We start from the raw sequence: 20,962 nt of genomic DNA, 5'->3' as shown, positions 1-20,962 counted from the left end.
CGGATGGGGGCCACCCCGGCAAGCACGAGAGGGCAAATGAGCGACAGGATCGAGCGCGCCGAGGAAGAACTGGCGCATCTGCGCAAGACCGTGGACGAACTCAGCGACGTTCTGGCGGCGCAGGGCCGCGAGATCGCGCGGATGTCGCGGCTTCTGGGGCTGTTGATGGAGCGCGAGGCCGAGCGCGAATTTGCCGCAGGCGGGGCGATCCCGCTGGCGGATCAGAAGCCGCCGCATTGGTGAGCGGGCTCAGACCTCTTCGACCTGCACGACACCGCGCAGGCTGCGCAGCGCGCCCTTGACCTGCGGGTTCACCGGCAGCTCGCGTCCGGCGGTGATCTGGTAGCGGCGACGCTTTTCCGGGTCGAAGACGGAAAAGGTCACTTGTCCGCGCGATTTCACCCGCCCTTCGGCGGCGATACGTTCGAAAAGTGCAGCCACCGAGGAGACCGCCTCGGGCGTTTCAAGGTGGATCAGCAGCCCCGATCCGGCCCCGGCATCGCTGGCCACGGTGTCGATCGGCGCCGCAGTCTGGCACAGCATCTTCACCGTCTCGCCCTCGACATCGACCTTGACCGTCAGCACCACCGCCAGCCCGGGCTCCAGATGCGCGCGGCAGGTTTCGAGCGTGTCGGAAAAGACCGTGACCTCGTAAGGCCCGGTGGGGTCGGACAGCGAGACGAAGGCAAAGCGGTTGCCCTTGGCGGATTTGCGTTCAGACCGCGCCGCCACCTGCCCCGCGATTTTGCCGATGAAAGGCCCCTGCCCCAGCGCCTTGGCCGTGACCTCGGCCAGGGTCAGCACTTTTTTGCGTTTTAAAGCAGGCAGATAGTCATCGAGCGGATGGCCCGAGAGATAAAAGCCGATGGCCTTGTGCTCCTCGGCCAGACGTTCGCCCGGCAACCAGTCGTCGGTATCGGCCAGCCGCGGCGGCGGCAGATCGTCGCCCGCCTCGCCAAACAGCGAGACCTGCGCCGAGGCTTTCGCCTCGGCCACCGCCGCCGACCAGGCCATCAGCGATTCGAGGCTCTCGAACACGCGTTTGCGGTTCGGATCAAGCTTGTCGAAGGCCCCGGCCCGCGCCAGCATCTCCAGCGGCCGCTTGCCGATCCGCTTGAGGTCACAGCGCCGCGCAAACTCGACCAGATCGCGGAAGGGCTTGTCCTCACGGGATTTTTCGATCAGCCGCATGGCCTCGACGCCGACATTTTTCAAAGCGCCCAGCGCATAGATCAGCTTCTGATCGACGACATCAAAGGTGGCGAGCGAGCGGTTCACGCAGGGCGGAACCACCTCGATCCCCAGCCCCCGCCGCGCCTCGGCGGTGTAAATGGCGAGCTTGTCGGTCAGATGGATATCGCAGTTCATCACCCCCGCCATGAATTCGACGGGGTGGTTCGCCTTCAACCAGGCGGTCTGGTAAGACACGATCGCATAGGCGGCGGCGTGCGATTTGTTGAACCCGTAGTTCGCGAATTTCTCAAGCAGATCAAAGACTTCGCCCGCCTTTTTCGCCTCGATGCCATGCGTGGCCTTGGCGCCTTCGATGAATTTCGGGCGCTCCTTCGCCATTTCCTCGGCGATCTTTTTCCCCATCGCGCGGCGCAAAAGGTCGGCGCCGCCAAGGCTGTAGCCCCCCATGACCTGCGCGATCTGCATCACCTGTTCCTGATAAACGATGATGCCCTGCGTCTCTTTCAGGATCGGGTCGATGGTCACATGCAGCGATTCGAGCGGCCGTTGCCCGTGTTTCACCTCGCAATAGGTCGGAATGTTCTCCATCGGGCCGGGACGATAGAGCGCCACCAGCGCCACGATATCCTCGATGCAGGTCGGTTTCATCCGCCGCAGCGCATCCATCATGCCGGTGGATTCGACCTGGAACACCGCGACCGTCTTCGCCGCGGCGTAAAGCTCGTAGGTCTTCGCGTCGTCGATCGGGATCAGGTTGATCTCGTTCGCGGCCCCCTCGGCGGGCGTATAAAGTGTTTCCCCCAAAGGGTTTACATGCAGCGGACGGCCGGATTTCAAAATCAGGTTGACGGCGTTCTGGATGACCGTCAGCGTCTTGAGCCCCAGAAAGTCGAACTTCACCAGCCCCGCCTGTTCGACCCATTTCATGTTGAACTGGGTCGCGGGCATGTCGGAGCGCGGGTCCTGATACAGCGGCACCAAAGCATCCAGCGGCCGGTCGCCAATCACCACACCGGCGGCATGGGTCGAGGCATTGCGCAACAGCCCCTCGATCGCCTGCGCATAGTTCAGCAGCCGCGCCACCACCTCTTCGGATTTCGCCGCCTCGCGCAGGCGCGGCTCGTCGGCCAGCGCCTTCTCGATCGAGACCGGCTTCACCCCTTCGACCGGGATCATTTTCGACAATTTGTCGACATGTCCGTAAGACATCTGCAAGACGCGGCCGACGTCGCGCACCGCGGCCTTCGACAGAAGCGCGCCGAAGGTGATGATCTGCCCCACCTTGTCGCGGCCATATTTGCCCTGCACATATTTGATCACCTCCTCGCGGCGATCCATGCAGAAGTCGATGTCGAAGTCGGGCATCGAGACCCGCTCGGGGTTGAGGAAGCGTTCGAACAGAAGCGAGTAGCGCAACGGGTCAAGGTCGGTGATCGTCAGCGCATAGGCGACCAGCGAGCCCGCCCCCGAGCCCCGCCCCGGACCCACCGGAATCCCCTGCGACTTGCCCCATTTGATGAAGTCGGCCACGATCAGGAAGTAGCCGGGAAAGCCCATCTGCTCGATGATGCCAAGTTCGAATTTCAATCTTTCTTCGTATTCGGCCACCGGCACCGCATGGGGGATCACGGCGAGCCTTGCGCGCAGCCCCTCCCAGGCCTGACGGCGCAATTCCTCCACCTCGTCATCGGCGAAGCGCGGCAGGATCGGCTTGCGCTTGAACGCGGCAAAGGCGCAACGTTTGGCGATTTCGACCGTGTTTTCAAGCGCCTCGGGCAGATCGGCAAAAAGGGCGGCCATCTCGGCCTCGGTTTTCAGATAATGCTGCGGCGTCAGGCGGCGACGCGGCTCGATCTGATCGACATAGGCGCCCTCGGCGATGCAGATCATCGCATCATGCGCCTCGTACATGTCGGATTTTGGAAAGTAGACGTCATTCGTGGCCACCAGCGGCAGGCCGAGGTCATAGGCCATTTCGACAAAGGGCCGCTCGGTCATCCGCTCGCCCTCGGTCAGCTGACCGCCCTCGCCCGGATGGCGCTGCAGCTCGACATAAAGCCGGGTCGGGTAACAGGCCGCCAACCGCTCCATCAACAACCGCGCCTTGCCCGCCTGAGACTGCTGCAAAAGCTTGCCCACCGGCCCTTCGGCCCCGCCCGAAAGGCAGATCAGCCCTTCGGCATGGGCCTCCAGATCTTCAAGCGTCACCTGCGGCAGCTGCCCGCCCTTGTCGACGTAAAGACAGGACGAGAGCTTCATCAGGTTCATGTAGCCCGCTTCGTTCTGCGCGAGCAGCACGACCGGCGCGGGCAGACGCGGCCGCTCGCCGGGCGCCGCGACCTCATAGGCGACCGAGACCTGGCAGCCGACGATCGGTTGCAGCCCAGCCCCTTGCGCCAGAACGGAAAATTCCAGCGCCGCGAACATCGCATTGGTGTCGGTCACCGCAACGGCGGGCATGTTCATCGCGTCGCAAAGCTTGATCAGCTTCTTCACCGGAACCGCGCCCTCAAGCAGCGAATATTCGGTGTGCACGCGCAGGTGGATGAATCGGGGATCACGCATTGCCGCAGACTACGGGCAGCAAAGGGGCGGGGCAAGCCGCCCAATAATTGACCATGCGGTGCATTTTCAGCCCCCCGCCGCCCGAAATCCTTGCCAGAGCGTCCCCCCTGCGCAAAGCTGATTGCAGGAAAGCCCCCCGCTCTACGCCGCATCGGGCGGGGGAGGCCGGAAACCGGTATCGCGGCGGAAGACGCCATGGAAATTGCGTTTCTTCTCAATGGAGAAACCCGGCGGTTGCGGATCGGGGATCCGACGCAAAGCCTGCTGGACTGGCTGCGCGCCGAGGGTCTGACCGGCACCAAGGAGGGCTGCAACGAGGGCGATTGCGGCGCCTGCACGGTGATGGTGACCGACGCGGCAGGCCCCCGCGCCGTCAATGCCTGCCTGATGATGCTGCCGCAGATCGCGGGCAAGGCGCTGCGCACCGTCGAGGGGATCGCCGCGCCGGACGGCCGCCTGCACCCGGTGCAACAGGCGATGATCGACCATCACGGCAGCCAATGCGGCTTTTGCACCCCCGGTTTCGTTGTCTCGATGGCCGCGGCGCATGGCCAAGGCCGCCGGGATTACGACGACTTTCTGGCGGGCAACCTCTGCCGCTGCACCGGCTACGCGCCGATCCTGCGCGCCGCCGAAGCCGCCGAAGCGGAACCGCCCGCCGAGTGGCTGCAAGCCGATGCCCTTTTCACTTTGGCGGAAATATCCTCGGGCGTGCGGGGGCAGACAGCCCCCGCGGTCCTGCCCGAAACCGGGGATGCGCTGGCCGCATGGTATCTCGCCCATCCCGAGGCAACGCTGATCGCGGGCGGAACCGATGTCAGCCTCTGGGTGACGAAAGCGCTGCGCGACCTGCCCGAGGTGGCGTTTCTCAGCCATTGCAAGGACTTGGCGCAGATCCGAGAGACCGCTGATGGGGTCGTGATCGGCGCGGGGGTCACCATCGCCGCCCTGCGCGCCTGGGCCGAGGGGCCGCATCCGGCGCTGGCGGATCTGTTGCGCCGCTTCGCTTCGGAACAGGTGCGGCAGGTGGCGACGATCGGCGGCAACATCGCCAACGGCTCGCCGATCGGCGACGGCCCGCCGGCGCTGATCGCGCTGGGGGCAAGCCTGACACTCCGGCGCGGCGCCGAACGCCGCACGATGCCCCTTGAGGCTTTCTTCCTCGATTACCGCAAGCAGGACCGGCGTCCGGGCGAGTTCGTCGAAAGCGTCACCCTACCGAAATCCGCGCCGGGTCTGCGCTGCTACAAATTGTCGAAAAGGTTCGATCAGGACATTTCTGCGGTCTGCGGATGCTTCAATCTGACCCTGAAAGGTTCGATAATTGAAACTGCGCGCGTGGCATTCGGCGGCATGGCGGGGATCCCGAAACGGGCCGCAGCCTTCGAAGCGGCGCTGATCGGGCAGGATTTCAACGAAGACACGATCGCCGCGGCGCTGCCGCTGCTGGAGCGCGATTTCACGCCGCTTTCCGACATGCGCGCCTCGGCCGCCTATCGGATGAATGCGGCGCAGGCGATGGCCTTGCGCTATGTCCGCGACCGCGCGGGCCTGCCCGTCTCGGTGCTGGAGGTGACGCCATGAGCGTTGGCAAGCCGCTGCCGCACGACTCGGCGCGGGCGCATGTGACCGGGCAGGCGCGTTACCTTGACGACCTGCCCTGCCCCGCGACCACGCTGCATCTGGCCTTTGGCCTGTCGACCGAGGCCTTTGCCGCGATCACCGCGCTGGATCTGGACCCGGTGCGGCAAAGCCCCGGTGTGGTGGCCGTCTTCACGGCAGCCGATCTGCCGCATGACAACAATGCCTCGCCCGCGCCCAGCCCGGAACCCGTTCTGGCGACGGGCGAGGTGCATTTCATCGGCCAGCCGATCTTTCTGGTCGCCGCCACCAGCCACCGCGCGGCGCGGATCGCTGCCCGCAAGGCGCGCGTCATCTATGCGCCGCGCCCGGCGGTTCTGACGCTTGATCAGGCACTTGCGGCCAATAGCCGGTTCGAGGCCGGGCCGGTGATCTGGGCGCGCGGCGATGTCGAAACCGCCCTGGCGGGGGCCGCGCATCTGGTCGAAGGCATGGTCGAGATCGGCGGGCAGGAGCATTTCTACCTCGAAGGTCAGGCGGCGCTGGCCCTGCCTTCGGAAAGCGGGGTGGTGATCCAGTGTTCGAGCCAGCATCCGTCGGAGATCCAGCACAAGGTGGCGCATGCTTTGGGGCTGGCGTTCCACGATGTGCGGGTCGAGATGCGGCGGATGGGCGGCGGCTTTGGCGGCAAGGAAAGTCAGGGCAATCACCTGGCCATCGCCTGCGCGGTGGCGGCACAGGAGACCGGGCGGCCCTGCAAGATGCGCTATGACCGCGACGACGACATGGTGATCACCGGGAAACGGCATGATTTCCGCATCCGCTACCGGATCGGCGCGGATGCTTCGGGCAAGCTGGTGGGCGCCGATTTCCTGCATCTGGCGCGCTGCGGCTGGTCGGCGGATCTGAGCCTGCCGGTCTGCGACCGCGCGATGCTGCATGCCGATGGCAGCTATTTCGTCCCCGCGCTGCGCATCGAAAGCCACCGGCTGCGGACGAACACGCAATCGAACACCGCCTTTCGCGGCTTTGGCGGACCGCAAGGCGCGCTGGGCATGGAACGCGCGATCGAGCATCTGGCGCGGAGGATGGGCCGGGATCCGGCCGAGTTGCGGGCACTGAATTTCTATGATGCACCAGAAGCGGGGGGGCTGTCTGCCCCCCCGAGCCCCCCCGAGCGTAGTGAAACCAAGAAAAAGCAGACGACGCATTACGGCCAGGAAGTGGCGGATTGCGTCCTGACAGAGCTGGTCGCGCGCCTGCAGAAATCTGCGGATTTTGTGGCGCGAAAGGCCGAAATTGCGGAGTGGAATAGCAGAAATCGAACCTTGGCGCGGGGTATTGCACTTTCGCCGGTGAAATTCGGGATTTCCTTCACGCTGACCCATCTCAATCAGGCCGGCGCGCTGGTGCAGATCTATACCGATGGCTCGGTGGCGCTCAATCATGGCGGCACCGAGATGGGTCAGGGGCTGCATGCGAAGATGGTGCAGGTGGCGGCGGCGGTGCTGGGCATTGATGCCGCGCAGGTGCGGGTCACCGCGACCGATACGTCGAAAGTGCCCAATACCTCGGCCACCGCGGCCTCTTCGGGCGCCGACATGAACGGCATGGCGGTGAAGGACGCCTGCGAGATCCTGCGCGGGCGGCTGGCCGGTTTTGTCGCTGCGCGCGAGGGTTGCGCGGAGCCCGAGGTGGTTTTCGACGCCGGGCAGGTGCGGGCGCAGGGCAAGCGCTGGAGCTTTGCCGAGACCGTCGCGGCGGCCTATATGGCACGGATTTCCCTTTCTGCGACAGGGTTTTATGCGACGCCCAAGCTGTCCTGGGACCGGCTGCGCGGTCAGGGGCGGCCGTTTTTGTATTTCGCCTATGGCGCTGCGATCACCGAGGTGGTGATCGACCGGCTGACCGGCGAAAACCGCATCCTGCGCACCGATATCCTGCACGATGCCGGGGCCAGCCTGAACCCGGCGCTGGATATCGGGCAGATCGAGGGCGCCTATGTGCAGGGCGCGGGCTGGCTGACGACCGAGGAACTGGTCTGGGATCAGCGCGGGCGGCTGATGACCCATGCGCCCTCGACCTACAAGATCCCGGCCTTTTCCGACCGCCCGCGCATCTTCAATGTCGCGCTGTGGGACCAGCCGAACCGCGAGGACACGATCTTTCGCTCGAAAGCCGTGGGCGAACCGCCCTTCCTGCTGGGCATTTCGGCCTTTCTGGCGCTGAATGACGCCTGCGCCGCCTGCGGGCCGCATTGGCCTGACCTGCAGGCGCCCGCCACGCCCGAAGCGGTGCTGGCCGCCGTGCGCCGCGCCGAGGGCCGGGCATGAGCCTTGATCTTCAAGGACTTGCGCAGGCGGCGGCCAAGGGGCCCTTTGTCCGGGTGCTGGTGGTCGAGACGAAAGGCTCGACCCCGCGCGAGGTCGGCGCCGAGATGCGGGTCTGGCCGGATCACATGCAAGGCACGATCGGCGGCGGCACGCTGGAGGCCGAGGCGATCACCATCGCCCGCAGCCTGCGCGCCCCCGCCCTGCGCCGCTTTCCGCTGGGCCCGGCGCTGGGTCAATGCTGCGGTGGCGCGGTGACGCTGGCCTTCGAACCGCTGGACGCCGCAACTCTGACGCGGATCGAGGGGCCGTTTCATGCCCGCCCCCTGACCCGCCCCGCGATGCCGCTTTCGGTGCAGCGCGCGCTGAGCCGGGCGCGCAACAGCGGCGAAGCCCCGCCGCTGCTGCTCGACGGCTGGTTGATCGAGCCGCTCACCCCCCCGGCGCAGGAGCTGTGGATCTGGGGCGCGGGTCATGTCGGGCGCGCGCTGGTCTCCACGCTCGCCCCCCTGCCCCACTGGTCGATCCGCTGGGCCGATATCGACGAAAGCCGATTCCCCGCGGCGATTCCCGACGCAGTCACCCCGGTCATTGCCGAAAATCCCGCCGATCTGGTGCCGCTTGCCGCAAGGTCAGCACACCATCTGATCCTGACCTTCTCGCATGCGCTCGACCTCGAGTTGTGCCACCGGGTTCTGCGCCACGGCTTTGCTGCCTGCGGGTTGATCGGTTCGCAGACCAAATGGTCAAGATTCCAGCGCCGCCTGCGCGATCTGGGGCACGCCCACGCGCAAATTTCGCGCATTGCCTGCCCGATAGGCGATCCTGCATTGGGAAAGGAGCCGCAGGCCATTGCGATTTCCGTCGCCGCCGCGCTACTGAGAGAGCGGGTCGGCCATGCCGGGCTGACCGTCAACACGGAAGGACAGACCGGGTGACAGGGTCGCTGCTCAAGATCGAGGGCCTGACCAAGGCCTATCCCGGGGTCGTGGCGAACGACGGGGTGGGTTTCGAGGTCGCGCCGGGCAAGGTGCATGCGCTTTTGGGCGAAAACGGCGCGGGCAAATCGACGCTGGTGAAGATGATTTACGGGCTGGTGAAGCCCGACGCCGGGCGGATGGAACTTTCGGGCCGCCCCTATACGCCTGCCGAGCCGCGCGCCGCGCGCGCCGCGGGCGTGGCGATGGTGTTTCAGCATTTCTCGCTGTTCGAGGCGCTGAACGTCGCGGAAAACGTTGCCCTTGGCATGGAAAATCCGCCGCCGATGCGCGATCTGGCGGAGCGGATCCGCGCGATCTCCGCGGCTTACGGCCTGCCGCTGGATCCGGCGCGGATCGTTGGCGATCTCTCGGCGGGGGAACGCCAGCGGGTCGAGATCATCCGCTGCCTGCTGCAGGATCCGAAGCTTCTGATCATGGACGAACCGACCTCGGTGCTCACGCCGCAAGAGGTCGAGATCCTGTTTCACACCCTGCGCAAGCTGGCGGCCGAGGGCACGGCGATCCTTTATATCAGCCACAAGCTGGAGGAAATCCGCAGCCTCTGCGACGGCGCGACGATCCTGCGCGGCGGCAAGGTGGTGGCCAGCTGCATGCCCCGGGAAAAATCGGCGCGCGAGCTGGCCGAGCTGATGGTGGGGGGCGAATTCGCCGCGACCGACCGGGCCGGGCGGAAAAGCGGCGCGGTGATCCTTGAGGTCGATCACCTGAACCTGCCGCCGATGACGCAATTCGGCCCGGCGCTGAAAGACGTCTGTTTCACCCTTGCGGCGGGCGAGGTGCTGGGCATCGGCGGCGTCGCGGGCAACGGGCAGGAGGAATTGCTGGCGACGCTTTCGGGCGAGCGCCCCTCGGGGCCGGGCACGGTCAGCCTGCACGGGCAGGACATTTCCGATCTGGGGCCGAACGACCGCCGCCGTCTGGGGCTTCTGGCGGCGCCCGAGGAGCGGCTGGGCCATGCCGCCGTGCCGAACCTGAGCCTGACGGAAAACGCGATCCTCACCGGCACCGTGCGCAGGCCCCTGACGCGCAACGGGTTTTTGAACATGGGCGCGGCACGGCGCTTTGCCGAGGAGGTGATCAAGGGCTTTGACGTCCGCACGCCCGGGCCGCATGTGGCGGCGCGGGCGCTGTCGGGCGGCAATCTGCAGAAATTCGTCATCGGCCGCGAGGTGCTGCAGGCGCCCGAGGTTCTGGTGGTGAACCAGCCCACCTGGGGCGTCGATGCCGCCGCCGCCGCGGCGATCCGGCAAGCGCTGCTGGATCTGGCCGCAAAGGGCGCGGCGGTGATCGTGATCAGCCAAGACCTTGACGAGCTTATGGAAATCGCCGATCGCTTCTGCGCGTTGAACGAGGGGCGGCTGTCGGACCCGCGCCCGACCGAGGGGCTGACGATGGAAGAGATCGGGCTGATGCTGGGCGGCGCCCATGGCATGCAGGAGGCGGCGCTGTGATCACGCTTGTCAAACGCCCGATGCCCTCGCGGTTCTGGTCCTTCACCACGCCGGTTCTGGCGGTCATCGCGACGATGATCGCGGGCGGGGTTCTCTTCGCCATTCTGGGCAAGGATCCGGTCGCCGCGATCAAGGTGATCTTTTACGACCCGCTCTTCGGCCCGAATGCCGCCTATTTCCGCGGCCAACTGCTGGTCAAGGCGGGGCCCTTGATCCTGATTGCGGCGGGGCTTGCCGTGGGCTTCCGCGCGGGGATCTGGAACATCGGCGCCGAGGGGCAATATATCATCGGTGCGCTGGCCGGGGCCTCGGTCGCCCTTGCCGCCTTTCCCGCAGAAAGCCACTGGCTTTTCCCGGCGATGGTGGTGGCGGGCGCGCTTGGCGGCTGGATCTGGGGGATGATCCCGGCGGTGCTGCGGGTGCTGTTCGGCACCTCGGAAATCCTTGTGTCCTTGATGCTCGTCTATGTGGCGCAGAGCTTTCTGGCCTGGGCGGCCTTTGGCCCGCTGAAGAACCCCGAGGGCTACGGCTTTCCGGGCTCGCGCAACCTGCAGCAATATCCGTCCGCGCATAACCCCGAACTGATCGCGGGCACCGGCATGCATTGGGGCGTGGTCGCGGCCTTTGTCGCGGTCATCGCCACCTATGTGCTGATGAGCCGCCATATCGCGGGCTTTCGCATCCGCGTCGCGGGCGAGGCGCCGCGAGCGGCGCGGTTCGCAGGCGTGCTGCCCGCGAAACTGGTGATGTTCTGTCTGGGGCTTTCGGGCGCACTGGCGGGGCTTGCGGGGATGTTCGAAGTGGCGGGCCCCTCGGGTCAGATCACCGACAGTTTCAACGCGGGCTATGGCTTCACCGCGATCATCGTCGCCTTTCTGGGGCGGCTGAACGCGATCGGCATCCTGCTGGCGGGCCTTTTGATGGCGCTCACCTATATCGGCGGCGACATGGCGCAGCTGATGCTCGGCCTGCCCACCGCGGCGATTCAGGTGTTCCAGGGCATGTTGTTGTTTTTCCTCTTGGGATTCGACCTGCTCACGCAGTACCGTCTGCGCGTCGGAAAGGGCTCGAAATGATTGGCGGCATCGATATCGTCACCCTGATCGCGGCGCTGATGGCGGCCTCGACGCCGGTTCTTCTCGCGGCGACGGGCGAGCTGGTGGCGGAAAAGGCAGGCGTGCTGAACCTCGGCGTCGAGGGGATGATGATCGTCGGCGCCGTCGCGGGCTTTGCCATGGCCGTCACCACCGGCAGCCCGGTGCTGGGCTTTGCGGGCGGCGCGCTGGCGGGGGCGCTTCTGGCCTGCCTTTTCGCCCTGCTGACGCAGGTTTTCCTGTCGAACCAGACCGCCACCGGCCTGGCGCTGACGCTGTTCGGGCTGGGTCTTTCCGCCCTTGTCGGCAAGGGCTTCGAGGGCGTGCGCCCGCCGCCGACCGGCAAGATGCCCTTCGGGCCGCTGGCCGATCTGCCGGTGATCGGCCCGATCCTCTTTGGTCATGACTGGATGGTCTATGTCTCGCTCGCGCTGGTGGCCGGGGTCTGGGCGTTCCTGAAATATGCCCGCCTTGGGCTGATCCTGCGCGCGGTGGGCGAGAACCACGATGCCGCCCATGCGCTGGGCTACCGCGTCATCGCCCTGCGCTGTGCCGCGCTGGCCTTTGGCGGCGCGCTGGCGGGCCTTGGCGGCGCTTACCTGTCCCTCGTGCGGGTGCCGCAATGGACCGAGGGGATGACCGCGGGGGCGGGCTGGATCGCGCTGGCCATCGTCGTTTTCGCCAGCTGGCGGGCCGAACGCGTGCTGATCGGCGCCTATATGTTCGGCGGCATCACCGCGCTGCAGCTGCAGCTGCAGGCGGCGGGCTATGCGATCCCGGTGCATTTCCTGACCATGGCGCCCTATGTGATCACCGTGCTGGTGCTGGTGATCCTGTCCGCAACCCACCGCCACGGGGCACCGGCCGCGCCGGCGGCGCTGGGGCGGTCGTTCCACGCCTCGAGCTGAGGCCAAACCCGGGCATCCGCCCGCAAAAAGGAAGCTCAAATGGACCGCAGATCCTTCCTGAAGACCACCGCCGCCACCGCGACGCTTGCCGCCGTCGGCCTGCCGGTGGCCGCCGCCGATCCGATCAAGATCGGCTTCATCTATGTCGGCCCGGTGGGCGACATGGGCTGGTCGTATCAGCATGACGTCGCCCGCCGCGAAATGGAAACGGCGCTGGGCGGCAAGGTCGTCACCTCCTTCATCGAGAACGTGCCCGAAGGTCCGGATGCCGAACGCGCCCTGACCCAGCTGGCGCTGGAGGGCAACCAGCTGATCTTCGCGACCTCGTTCGGCTTCATGGATGCGACGGTGAACGTGGCCGCGAAATTCCCGAACGTGAAATTCGAACACGCCACCGGCTACAAGCGCGCCGAGAACCTCGCCACCTATGACGCGCGCTTCTACGAAGGCCGCGCCGTGCAGGGCACGATCGCGGGCCGGATGACGAAGACGAACAAGATCGGCTATATCGGGTCGTTCCCGATCCCCGAGGTCATTCAGGGCATCAACGCCGCCTATATCCACGCGAAAAAGGTGAACCCGGATGTCGAGATCAAGGTGGTCTGGGCCTACAGCTGGTTCGACCCGGCGAAAGAGGCCGACGCCGCCGCCGCGCTGATCGCCGAGGGCTGCGATTTCATCCTGCAGCACACCGATTCGACCGCGCCGCAGGCGAAGGCGCAGGAAGCGGGCACGGTCTTCACCTTCGGGCAGGCCTCGGACATGGAAGCCTTCAAGCCCAGCCCGCGCATCTCCTCGACGATCGACAACTGGGCGCCCTATTACATCAAGCGCGCCCAAGCGCTGGTCGATGGCAACTGGAAATCCGAAGGCACCTGGGGCGGCATCGGCACCGGCATGGTGGGCATCGGCGAGATCACCTCGGCCGTGCCGGCCGAAGTGAAGGCCGAGGCCGAGGCGCTGATCGCGAAGATCTCCGACGGCTCCTATCACCCGTTCACCGGCCCGCTGAAGAAGCAGGACGGCTCGGACTGGCTGGCCGAGGGCAAGACCCCCGAAGATGCCGAGCTGGCCGGTCTGAACTTCTTCGTCGAAGGCATCTCGGCCGAAATGCCGAAGTGACCTGACGCAAATTCATGCTAAGGTTGTGGGGCGGACGCTTGTCCGCCCCTTTCTTTTTCGCCGGTTCCGCGGGCGCGATCTTCCCGCTTGACAGGTCATACTTTCATATTCCCATATATGCATCTGAGGGCTGCGGCCCGACAGCCAGTTCGGGGAGGGACATATGGCTCATATCGTGGTTCTGGGCGCCGGTTTGGGCGGTGCCATCATGGCGTACGAGTTGCGCGAACAGGTGCGCAAGGAAGACAAGGTCACCGTCATCACCAAGGACCCGATGTATCACTTCGTGCCCTCGAACCCCTGGGTGGCGGTGGGCTGGCGCGACCGCAAGGAGATCACCGTCGATCTGGCACCGACGATGGCCAGGAAGAACATCGACTTCATCCCGGTGGCGGCGAAACGCCTGCATCCGGCCGAAAACCGGGTCGAGCTGGAGAACGGCCAGTCGGTCAGTTATGACCAGATCGTCATCGCCACCGGCCCGGAACTGGCCTTCGACGAGATCGAGGGCTTCGGCCCCGAGGGCCACACCCAGTCGATCTGCCATATCGACCATGCCGAGGCGGCAGGAGCGGCCTTTGACCGGTTTTGCGAAAACCCCGGCCCGATCCTCATCGGCGCGGCGCAAGGCGCCAGCTGCTTCGGCCCGGCTTACGAATTCACCTTCATCCTCGACACCGCGCTGCGCAAGCGCAAGATCCGCGACAAGGTGCCGATGACCTTCGTCACCTCGGAGCCCTATGTCGGGCATCTGGGGCTGGACGGGGTGGGCGACACCAAGGGACTGCTGGAAGGCAACCTGCGCGACAAGCACATCAAATGGATGACCTCGACCCGGATCAAGCGCGTCGAGAAAGGCAAGATGGTGGTCGAGGAGGTGACCGAGGACGGCACGGTGAAGCCCGAGAAAGAGCTGCCCTTCGGCTATGCGATGATGCTGCCCGCCTTTCGCGGCATCAAGGCGCTGATGGGGATCGAGGGGCTGGTCAATCCGCGCGGCTTCGTCATCGTCGACCAGCACCAGCAGAACCCGACCTTCAAGAATGTCTTCGCGGTGGGGGTCTGCGTGGCGATCCCGCCGGTCGGGCCGACGCCGGTGCCCTGCGGCGTGCCGAAGACCGGCTTCATGATCGAAAGCATGGTCACCGCCACCGCCCACAACATCGGCCGGATCGTGCGCGGCCTTGAGCCCGACGAGGTCGGCAGCTGGAACGCCATCTGTCTGGCGGATTTCGGCGACAAGGGCATCGCCTTCGTCGCACAGCCGCAGATCCCGCCGCGCAACGTGAACTGGTCGAGCCAGGGCAGATGGGTTCATTGGGCCAAGGAGGGCTTCGAGCGCTATTTCATGCACAAGCTGCGCCGCGGCACCTCCGAGACCTTCTACGAAAAGGCCGCGATGAAGCTTCTGGGCATCGACAAGCTCAAGGCCGTGAAGAAGGGGTAAGCTCGCCCCGCTCCCCTTGTCACGGAGGCGAGGGACAGGCGCGGGACACCGCGCCTGTTTGCTTACCGTCAGTTCGCAGGCGCCGAATTGGCGGGAGCGGATCTGGCGGGCGCCGGTTTCGCCGTCGCGGCGGCAGTGGCGGCGGCGGCGGCCTGGGCCTTGGCGCGTTCCTCATGGCGCCAGATGCCGAAGAACTCGAACCCGCCCAAGGCCAGGGCCACGCCGATCGCGATCAGGTAATTCTTCGAGGTGCCAAGCGGCGAGGGCGGCAGGTTCGACATGATCTTGCTCCTTTCGGGCCGGGATTTGCAACTGTCCCAAGGATAGGGCGGCCGCAACGAAAGGACAGGGGACGAAAAGACTGGGGACGAAAGGGGGGCCTAGGCCGCCGGACGCAGGAACCGCGCCTCGAAGGCGGCACGGGCCAGCGGCGGCGACAGCAGGAACCCCTGCCCCATGTCGCAGCCCATCGCCGCCAGCGTCGCCGCCTCGGCCTCGGTCTCGATCCCCTCGGCGAGCGTCGCATAGCCGAAACGCCGCGCCAGCCCGGTGATCGCCTCGACGATCAGCCGGGCATTGCGGTCCGCCTCGATGCCGCGCACGAAATGCGCGTCGATCTTCAGCATCGAGACCGGCAGCCGCGCCAGATAGGCGAGACAGGAATAGCCGGTGCCGAAATCGTCAATCGCCAGCCGCAGCCCGCGCGCGCGCAGCCGCCCCAAAGCCTCGACCGCGCCCGGAACCCGGTCGGCCAGCTGATCCTCGGTCAGTTCGATCTGCAGCCCGCTGCAGGCGCAGGCGCAGCCCGCACAGCCCGTCAGCGCCTCGGCCCAGTCGGGCGCGACCAGATCGGCGGCGGTCTGGTTGATCGACATCAGCCAGTCCGCCCCCACCAGCCCGGACTTGCGCCAGCGGCACAACGTCCGCGTCGCCTCGGCAAAGACCCAGCGGTCAAGTGCCGGCATCAGCCCCGCCCGCTGCGCGACGGGCAGGAAATCCCCCGGGGGGATCAGGCCGCGGCCGGGCCGGTTCCAGCGGATCAGCGCCTCGCAGCCGCGCAGGCCCCGGTCGGCCAGCGCGAAGAGCGGCTGGAACTGCAACACCATCTCGCCGCGCTCGACCGCGCCCGCCAGCGCATTGCGCAAATCCAGCTCCCGCGCCGCCTCGACCCCCATCTGCGGCTCGTACAGCATCACCGTGCGGCGGCTCATCTTGCCCGCGTACATCGCCAGATCGGCATTGCGCAACAGCGCGTCGCGGCTTTCGCCATGGGCGCCGAAACAGGCGATCCCCACCGTCGCCGCCGGGCGATACTGATGCAGCCCCGGCAGGTCGATCGGCACCGCCAGCGCCTCGAGCAGCGCCAGCGCCTGCCGCTGCGCCGCCTCGGCGCCGGTGTCGCCCAGAAGCAGCACGAATTCGTCGCCGCCGATCCGGGCGATGAAATGATCCGCCCCGGTGCCGATCCGCAGCCTTTGCGCCACCGCCGACAGCAGCATGTCGCCGGTCTCGTGGCCCAGCGTGTCATTGACCGCCTTGAACTGGTCAAGATCGATGAACAGCACCGCAAAGCCGCGCCCGCTGCGCGCCGCCAGATCGATCCAGCCGTCGATCCGCTCGCCCAGCAGGTTGCGGTTCGGCAGGCCGGTCAGCAGGTCGTAATTCGCCAGCCGCAGATTGTCCGCCTGGGCCTGCCGCAGCGGCGTCAGGTCGGAGAACATCGCCACATGGCCCAGCACCCGCCCCGAGGCATCGGCCAGACGGGTGATCCGGCTCCAGCAGATCACCGACTTGCCCTCGGAGGAGCGCAACACCGCCTCGCCGCGCCAGATCCCCCGCGCCTGCAGCTCGGCCAGCCAGGCCTCCTGCGGCCCGGCCGCCTCGGGCAAGGCCCCCAGACCCGGAGCGGCCATCGCGCCCCAAAGCCCCTCCAGGAGCCGCCCGACCAGCCGCGCCTGGCCAAAGCCCGCCACCTGTTCGAAAGCGACATTGGCACGCAGGATCCGCAGATCGGGATCGGTCAGCACGATCGCCTCCGAGGACTGGTCAAAGACCATCTCGGCCAGCTCGCGGGCCCGGACCTCCTCGGTCACGTCATGGCTGCGGGTCACGACGCCGACAACAGCGCCGAAATCGTCGAAAAGCGGCGTCTTTTCCGTGCGCAGCCGCTCCCATCCGCCCGTCGTCTCCGCCCCGGACGGCGTCACGCGCCCGTCGGCCGGGCGCTGCCGCGTCTGTTCCAGCGTGATCCCGCTTTGCGTCTTGCGCACCCGGGCATCCAGCTGCGCCCCGTGCAAGGCCTCGATCAGCGGCAGGAAATCCTGCGGCAGCTGGCCGATCACCTCGGCCTCGCTGCGGCCGTTGGCGCGCAGGAAGGCCCGGTTCGCCAGGCTGATCCGGCCGTCGGCATCGGTGACGCTGACCGGGTCGGGGAACGTGTCGAGCAACAGCCGCCGCAGATCCGCGCCCGCCTGCGCCAGCGCCGGTCCGGTCCCGGCTTCGGGCAGCAACATCAGCCACCACAGCCCCGCCGTCCCGGCCTGCGGCTTGCGCGCCCGCAACAGCGTGGCCTGCGCCGTCCGCGGCTGCCCCGGCGCCGGGCTGAAGACCAGGGTCAGATCGCGCCCGGGCGCCGTCGGCTCGCAGGGCTGCGCCAGCGCCGCCGACAACCGCCCGATCTGCGGCCGCGTCAGCGCCCGGCGCAGCGCCGCGCCGCCGTTCTGCTCGAAGCTCTCGCCCAGAAACCGCCGCGCCGCCTCGTTCGAATAATGCAGGCCCAGCGTCGCATCGATGCTGAGGATCGGCACCGGGGCGTCGCGCAGGAGCTTGTGCACCGCCTCCAGATCGGCTTGCTGGCGCGCCCCCTCCTCGATCAGCTGACCCAGCGCGGCGGCCTGTTCCACGACGCCCAGACGCAGCCGGTTGAAGACCAGAAGCACCGTGTCATCAAGACCGGCCGCCGTCAGCGCCGCCGCGACCTGACGGAACTGCAGTTCGGTCAGCGTCACCAGATCGTGGCCGAAGCCCCCCGCCAGATCGGCATCGATCATTCCGGCCGAGGGCCTCATGCGCGCGGCGCCCCCCCATCCGCTTCGGGCGCATCCGGTTCGGGTCCAGCAGATCCGGCCGCGCCCTGGGCCTCGGTCTGGCTGTGCCAGCGGGTGATCTCGATATGGCTGACCACGGCGCCGCCGCGGGCGCCATCGAGCGGGCGCGCATGCATCACGAACCAGCGCGGCAGACCCGGCGCATCGCAGGGATATTCCATGGTGAAATGCCGCTGCTTGCCGGTCAGGACGCTGCGGATCCCCTCGACCGCGCGTTTCGCATAGCTCGAATCGACCGCCCCCTCGCCGATGTCGCAGCGGCCGACGTAATTCGTGCCGACCCCGGTATGGGCCAGCGCCGGATCGCCATTGTCGGTCGCAAACCGGGTCCAGGCGGCGTTCACCAGCAGAATGTCGCCCTGCCCGTCCAGCACCGCCACATGTTCCGCCAGCCCGTCGATCACCGCCTGCAAAAGCTGCAGATTGCGGGTCTGGGTGATGTCGACAAAGGTCACCACCGCGCCCTGCGCCGAGGAGGACGGCACCCGGTAAGGCAGCATCCGCACCAGATAATGCCGCCCGTTCAGCCCCGAGACCTCGCGCTCGGTGCGCGACTGGCCCTGCAGCGTGCGGCGCAGATCATCGAGCAGCGCCGGATAATCCAGCCGATGCGTCAGATCGCCGAGCGGGCGGCCGACATCGACATCGCGGATGCGGAACAGCTCGGCCGCGTCGGGGCTGAACCGCGTCACCGTCAGCTCGCTGTCGACAAAGATCGTGCTCATCGCCATGATCTCGGTCAGGCTGTCCAGATCGGCATTCGAGCGGTTCAGAAGGTCGATCTTTTCCTGATATTCCGCATTGAGCGAGTTCAGCTCCTCGTTGACCGACTGCAATTCCTCGTTCGCCGATTGCAGCTCCTCGTTCGAGGCCATCATCTCCTCGTTCGTCGCCTGCAATTCCTCGTTCGAGGTTTCCAGCTCCTCGATCATCGCCTGCAGGCTTTCGCGCGTCATCGCCAGCTCGGCTTCCAGCATCTCGATCCGCGCGCCGACCTCGCGGTCGATGTCGATGCCGGAAATGCCGTCATCGACGCCTTCGTCGGGTTCGAAGGCGAGGATGTAAAGCCGCCCCTCGTCGCTGTCGGCGCCCTGCTTGACCGGCATGACCCGCAGCCGCAGCCGGGTCGGATCGGGGCCGATCACCCCTTCAGCCAGCGGGATCGAATCCGAGGCCGCCTCCTCGCCCAGCCGCGCCGATTTGAACAGCAGCGCCGAGGCGACGGGCAGAAGCGGCTCGACCAGCATCCGGCCGATCTCCAGCGAGGCGGCGCCTTCGCGCATCTGCATGAAGCGGCTGACCTCGCCATAGGAATGCAGGATCTCGTGGTGGCTGTTGACCAAAAGCGCGGGCGGCGGCGCATAGCTGCGCGAGAGCGTGGCAAAGCCGCGCTCGACCGCGGTGAGCGGCGCATTGTCGGCCCGCGTGCGCGGCGGGCGCGGCGTGACGTAAAGCCCGGCGCGACGGTCGGTCAGCGGCGCTGCGCCCGGGCGCAGCGCCTGCCAGATCCGGTGCCGCGCCGACATCACGGAAAAATCGTCCTGCACCTGCACCAGCGCCTCGGAGCCGCCGAGGAACAGATAGCCCCCGGTGCGCAGCGCATAATGCATCCGCCGCAGCGCGCGTTCCTGCGCCTCGGGGCGGAAATAGATCAGCGTGTTGCGGCAGGTGACCAGATCCATCCGGGTGAAGGGCGGGTCCGACAGCAGGTTGTGACGGGCGAAAACGATGGTTTGCCGGATTTCGGGGCGGATCGTGTATTGGCCGCCGCGGGTGGTGAAGAAACGTTCCAGAAAGGTCGTCGGCAGATCGGCGGCGATGGTTTCGGGGAAGAACCCGGCCGCCGCCGTCTCGATGTTCACCGGCTCGACATCGGTGGCAAAGATCTTCAGCGTCGGCCAGCGCCCGGCACGCTCGAAGGCGTCAAAGAACAGCATCGCCAGCGTATAGGCTTCCTCGCCCGTCGCGCAGCCCGCCGTCCAGACCCGCAACGTCGAGCCCACCGCGGCCTGCGCCACCAGCGGGTCGATGACCTTTTCGGCCAGTTCGGCAAAGGACTCCGGGTCGCGGAAGAACGAGGTGACCGGGATCAGCATTTCCCGGCGCAGGCAGGCCAGTTCGGTGCGGTCATGCGTCAGCAGTTCCAGATAGGAGGTCAGGTCCGGCACCTGCCGCACGCCCATCCGCCGCTCGATCCGGCGCTGCACCGTGCCGGGCTTGTAATCCAGAAAATTGACCTCGCCCGAGAGCGACAGGATCTCGACGATCCGGCCCAAAGCCTCGGCCGGTTCGAGCCCGTCGAACTGCCCCACGGCGACGCGGTCATCATCCACCGCCACCCCCGTCGCGGCATCGGGACGTTCGGCCCCGGTCAGCTGCCCCAGCCGCGGCCGGCGGATCAGATAATCGGCGATCCAGGGGCCGATCCGCTCGATGCCCAGCGCGGAATCGATGAAGCCCGTCGCGATGGCCGAACGCGGCATGCCGTCAAAGCGTGCGTCGCGCGGGTCTTGCGCGATGGCGACGCCGCCCGCCGCATGCACGGCACCGACGCCGCGGGTGCCGTCCGAGCCGGTGCCCGACAGCACCACCGCCACCGCGCGGCTGCCAAAGCCCGCCGCCATCGAGGAAAAGAACGCGTCGATCGGCAAGGACAGCACGCGCCGATCCTTGGGCGCCAGCCGCAGATGCCGCCCCTCCAGCGTCATGATCGTCGCGGGCGGGATCAGAAACACCGTGTCGGCGGCCAGTTCCATCTCGTCCTCGACGGTGACGACCGGCATCCGCGTATGCCGCGCCAGCAGCGAGGCCATGATCGACTTGTGGTCGGGCGAGAGGTGCTGGATCACCACATAGGCCGCGCCGGTATCGGCCGGCAGCCCGTCGAAAAGCCGCTCGAGCGCGTCAAGCCCCCCGGCCGAGGCGCCGATGGCCACCACCGCCCGCGGTCCCGGCGCAGCCGAAACCTCGGCCCCCGGCACGCTCTGCATGTCCGTCTCTGGCGCAGGAACGTCCATCATGATCGCTCCTTTCCGGGCCCCGCCCTTGCGTCTTCGCCGGATCCGAGCGCCTTCGCTTTCTGCGAAGACCCTGCGAAACCAACAAATTTTCCTCGAATGAGAGGCCTTCGGCCCCTCGCTGCAACGTCTTTCGATCTGCCTC

13 protein-coding genes are annotated in these 20,962 nt (G+C 66.9%); 9 read left to right on the top strand and 4 right to left on the bottom strand.

From position 1 onward, the window contains the following. Positions 1 to 36: 36 nt before the first annotated feature. Positions 37 to 243 carry a SlyX family protein gene (locus tag LY44_RS07570; RefSeq protein ID WP_055213557.1) on the top strand — a complete coding sequence of 69 codons (207 nt, stop codon included), beginning with the start codon at positions 37 to 39 and terminating at the stop codon, positions 241 to 243. 6 nt (positions 244 to 249) lie between these two features. On the opposite strand, the gene dnaE is transcribed toward LY44_RS07570, so the two are convergent. Continuing rightward, positions 250 to 3,759, bottom strand: coding sequence for a DNA polymerase III subunit alpha (gene dnaE / locus LY44_RS07565; RefSeq protein WP_055213559.1), 3,510 nt, complete (start codon positions 3,757 to 3,759; stop codon positions 250 to 252). A 195-nt stretch (positions 3,760 to 3,954) separates the two neighbouring features. On the opposite strand from dnaE, the gene xdhA reads away from it, so the two are divergent. The 8 genes from xdhA to LY44_RS07525 all read left to right on the top strand — a co-directional run bounded on the left by xdhA (position 3,955) and on the right by LY44_RS07525 (position 14,693). Further along, positions 3,955 to 5,343 (top strand): xanthine dehydrogenase small subunit, encoded by a 1,389-nt coding sequence (gene xdhA, locus LY44_RS07560; protein WP_055213562.1) that lies wholly within the window; start codon positions 3,955 to 3,957, stop codon positions 5,341 to 5,343. Then, positions 5,340 to 7,673: a xanthine dehydrogenase molybdopterin binding subunit gene (xdhB, locus tag LY44_RS07555; RefSeq protein ID WP_055213564.1), complete on the top strand. Its 2,334-nt coding sequence runs from the start codon at positions 5,340 to 5,342 to the stop codon at positions 7,671 to 7,673. The genes xdhA and xdhB overlap by 4 nt, the downstream gene beginning before the upstream one ends. Then, positions 7,670 to 8,608: a xanthine dehydrogenase accessory protein XdhC gene (gene xdhC, locus LY44_RS07550; RefSeq protein WP_055213566.1), complete on the top strand. Its 939-nt coding sequence runs from the start codon at positions 7,670 to 7,672 to the stop codon at positions 8,606 to 8,608. Before xdhB ends, xdhC begins: the two co-directional genes overlap by 4 nt. Further along, positions 8,605 to 10,122: an ABC transporter ATP-binding protein gene (locus LY44_RS07545; protein ID WP_055213569.1), complete on the top strand. Its 1,518-nt coding sequence runs from the start codon at positions 8,605 to 8,607 to the stop codon at positions 10,120 to 10,122. Before xdhC ends, LY44_RS07545 begins: the two co-directional genes overlap by 4 nt. Next, positions 10,119 to 11,198: an ABC transporter permease gene (locus tag LY44_RS07540; RefSeq protein WP_173644541.1), complete on the top strand. Its 1,080-nt coding sequence runs from the start codon at positions 10,119 to 10,121 to the stop codon at positions 11,196 to 11,198. Before LY44_RS07545 ends, LY44_RS07540 begins: the two co-directional genes overlap by 4 nt. After that, on the top strand, positions 11,195 to 12,124 hold the full coding sequence (locus tag LY44_RS07535; RefSeq protein ID WP_055213571.1) for an ABC transporter permease: 930 nt from the start codon (positions 11,195 to 11,197) through the stop codon (positions 12,122 to 12,124). The genes LY44_RS07540 and LY44_RS07535 overlap by 4 nt, the downstream gene beginning before the upstream one ends. Positions 12,125 to 12,163: 39 nt before the next feature. Then, on the top strand, positions 12,164 to 13,246 hold the full coding sequence (locus tag LY44_RS07530) for a BMP family ABC transporter substrate-binding protein (protein ID WP_055213573.1): 1,083 nt from the start codon (positions 12,164 to 12,166) through the stop codon (positions 13,244 to 13,246). 163 nt (positions 13,247 to 13,409) lie between these two features. Further along, the gene (locus LY44_RS07525) at positions 13,410 to 14,693 is read left to right on the top strand and encodes an NAD(P)/FAD-dependent oxidoreductase (protein WP_055213575.1); all 1,284 of its coding nucleotides are present in this window, start codon (positions 13,410 to 13,412) and stop codon (positions 14,691 to 14,693) included. Positions 14,694 to 14,761: 68 nt separating this feature from the next. Here the strand turns inward: LY44_RS07525 and LY44_RS07520 are convergent, their stop codons facing one another. The 3 genes from LY44_RS07520 to LY44_RS07510 all read right to left on the bottom strand — a co-directional run bounded on the left by LY44_RS07520 (position 14,762) and on the right by LY44_RS07510 (position 20,820). Then, a complete protein-coding gene (locus LY44_RS07520) occupies positions 14,762 to 14,974 on the bottom strand; it encodes a hypothetical protein (protein WP_055213577.1) in 213 nt (70 codons plus the stop codon). Positions 14,975 to 15,073: 99 nt separating this feature from the next. Continuing rightward, positions 15,074 to 17,743, bottom strand: coding sequence for a putative bifunctional diguanylate cyclase/phosphodiesterase (locus tag LY44_RS07515; protein ID WP_055213579.1), 2,670 nt, complete (start codon positions 17,741 to 17,743; stop codon positions 15,074 to 15,076). 14 nt (positions 17,744 to 17,757) lie between these two features. Next, the gene (locus LY44_RS07510; RefSeq protein ID WP_055213581.1) at positions 17,758 to 20,820 is read right to left on the bottom strand and encodes a CheR family methyltransferase; all 3,063 of its coding nucleotides are present in this window, start codon (positions 20,818 to 20,820) and stop codon (positions 17,758 to 17,760) included. Between the last annotated feature and the right edge of the window lie 142 nt (positions 20,821 to 20,962).

This window comes from Rhodobacter capsulatus (assembly GCF_003254295.1).
GTDB lineage: Bacteria > Pseudomonadota > Alphaproteobacteria > Rhodobacterales > Rhodobacteraceae > Rhodobacter > Rhodobacter capsulatus.
The sequence above is the reverse complement of the archived record's forward strand: the minus strand, read 5'-3'. Positions and strand labels throughout refer to the sequence as shown.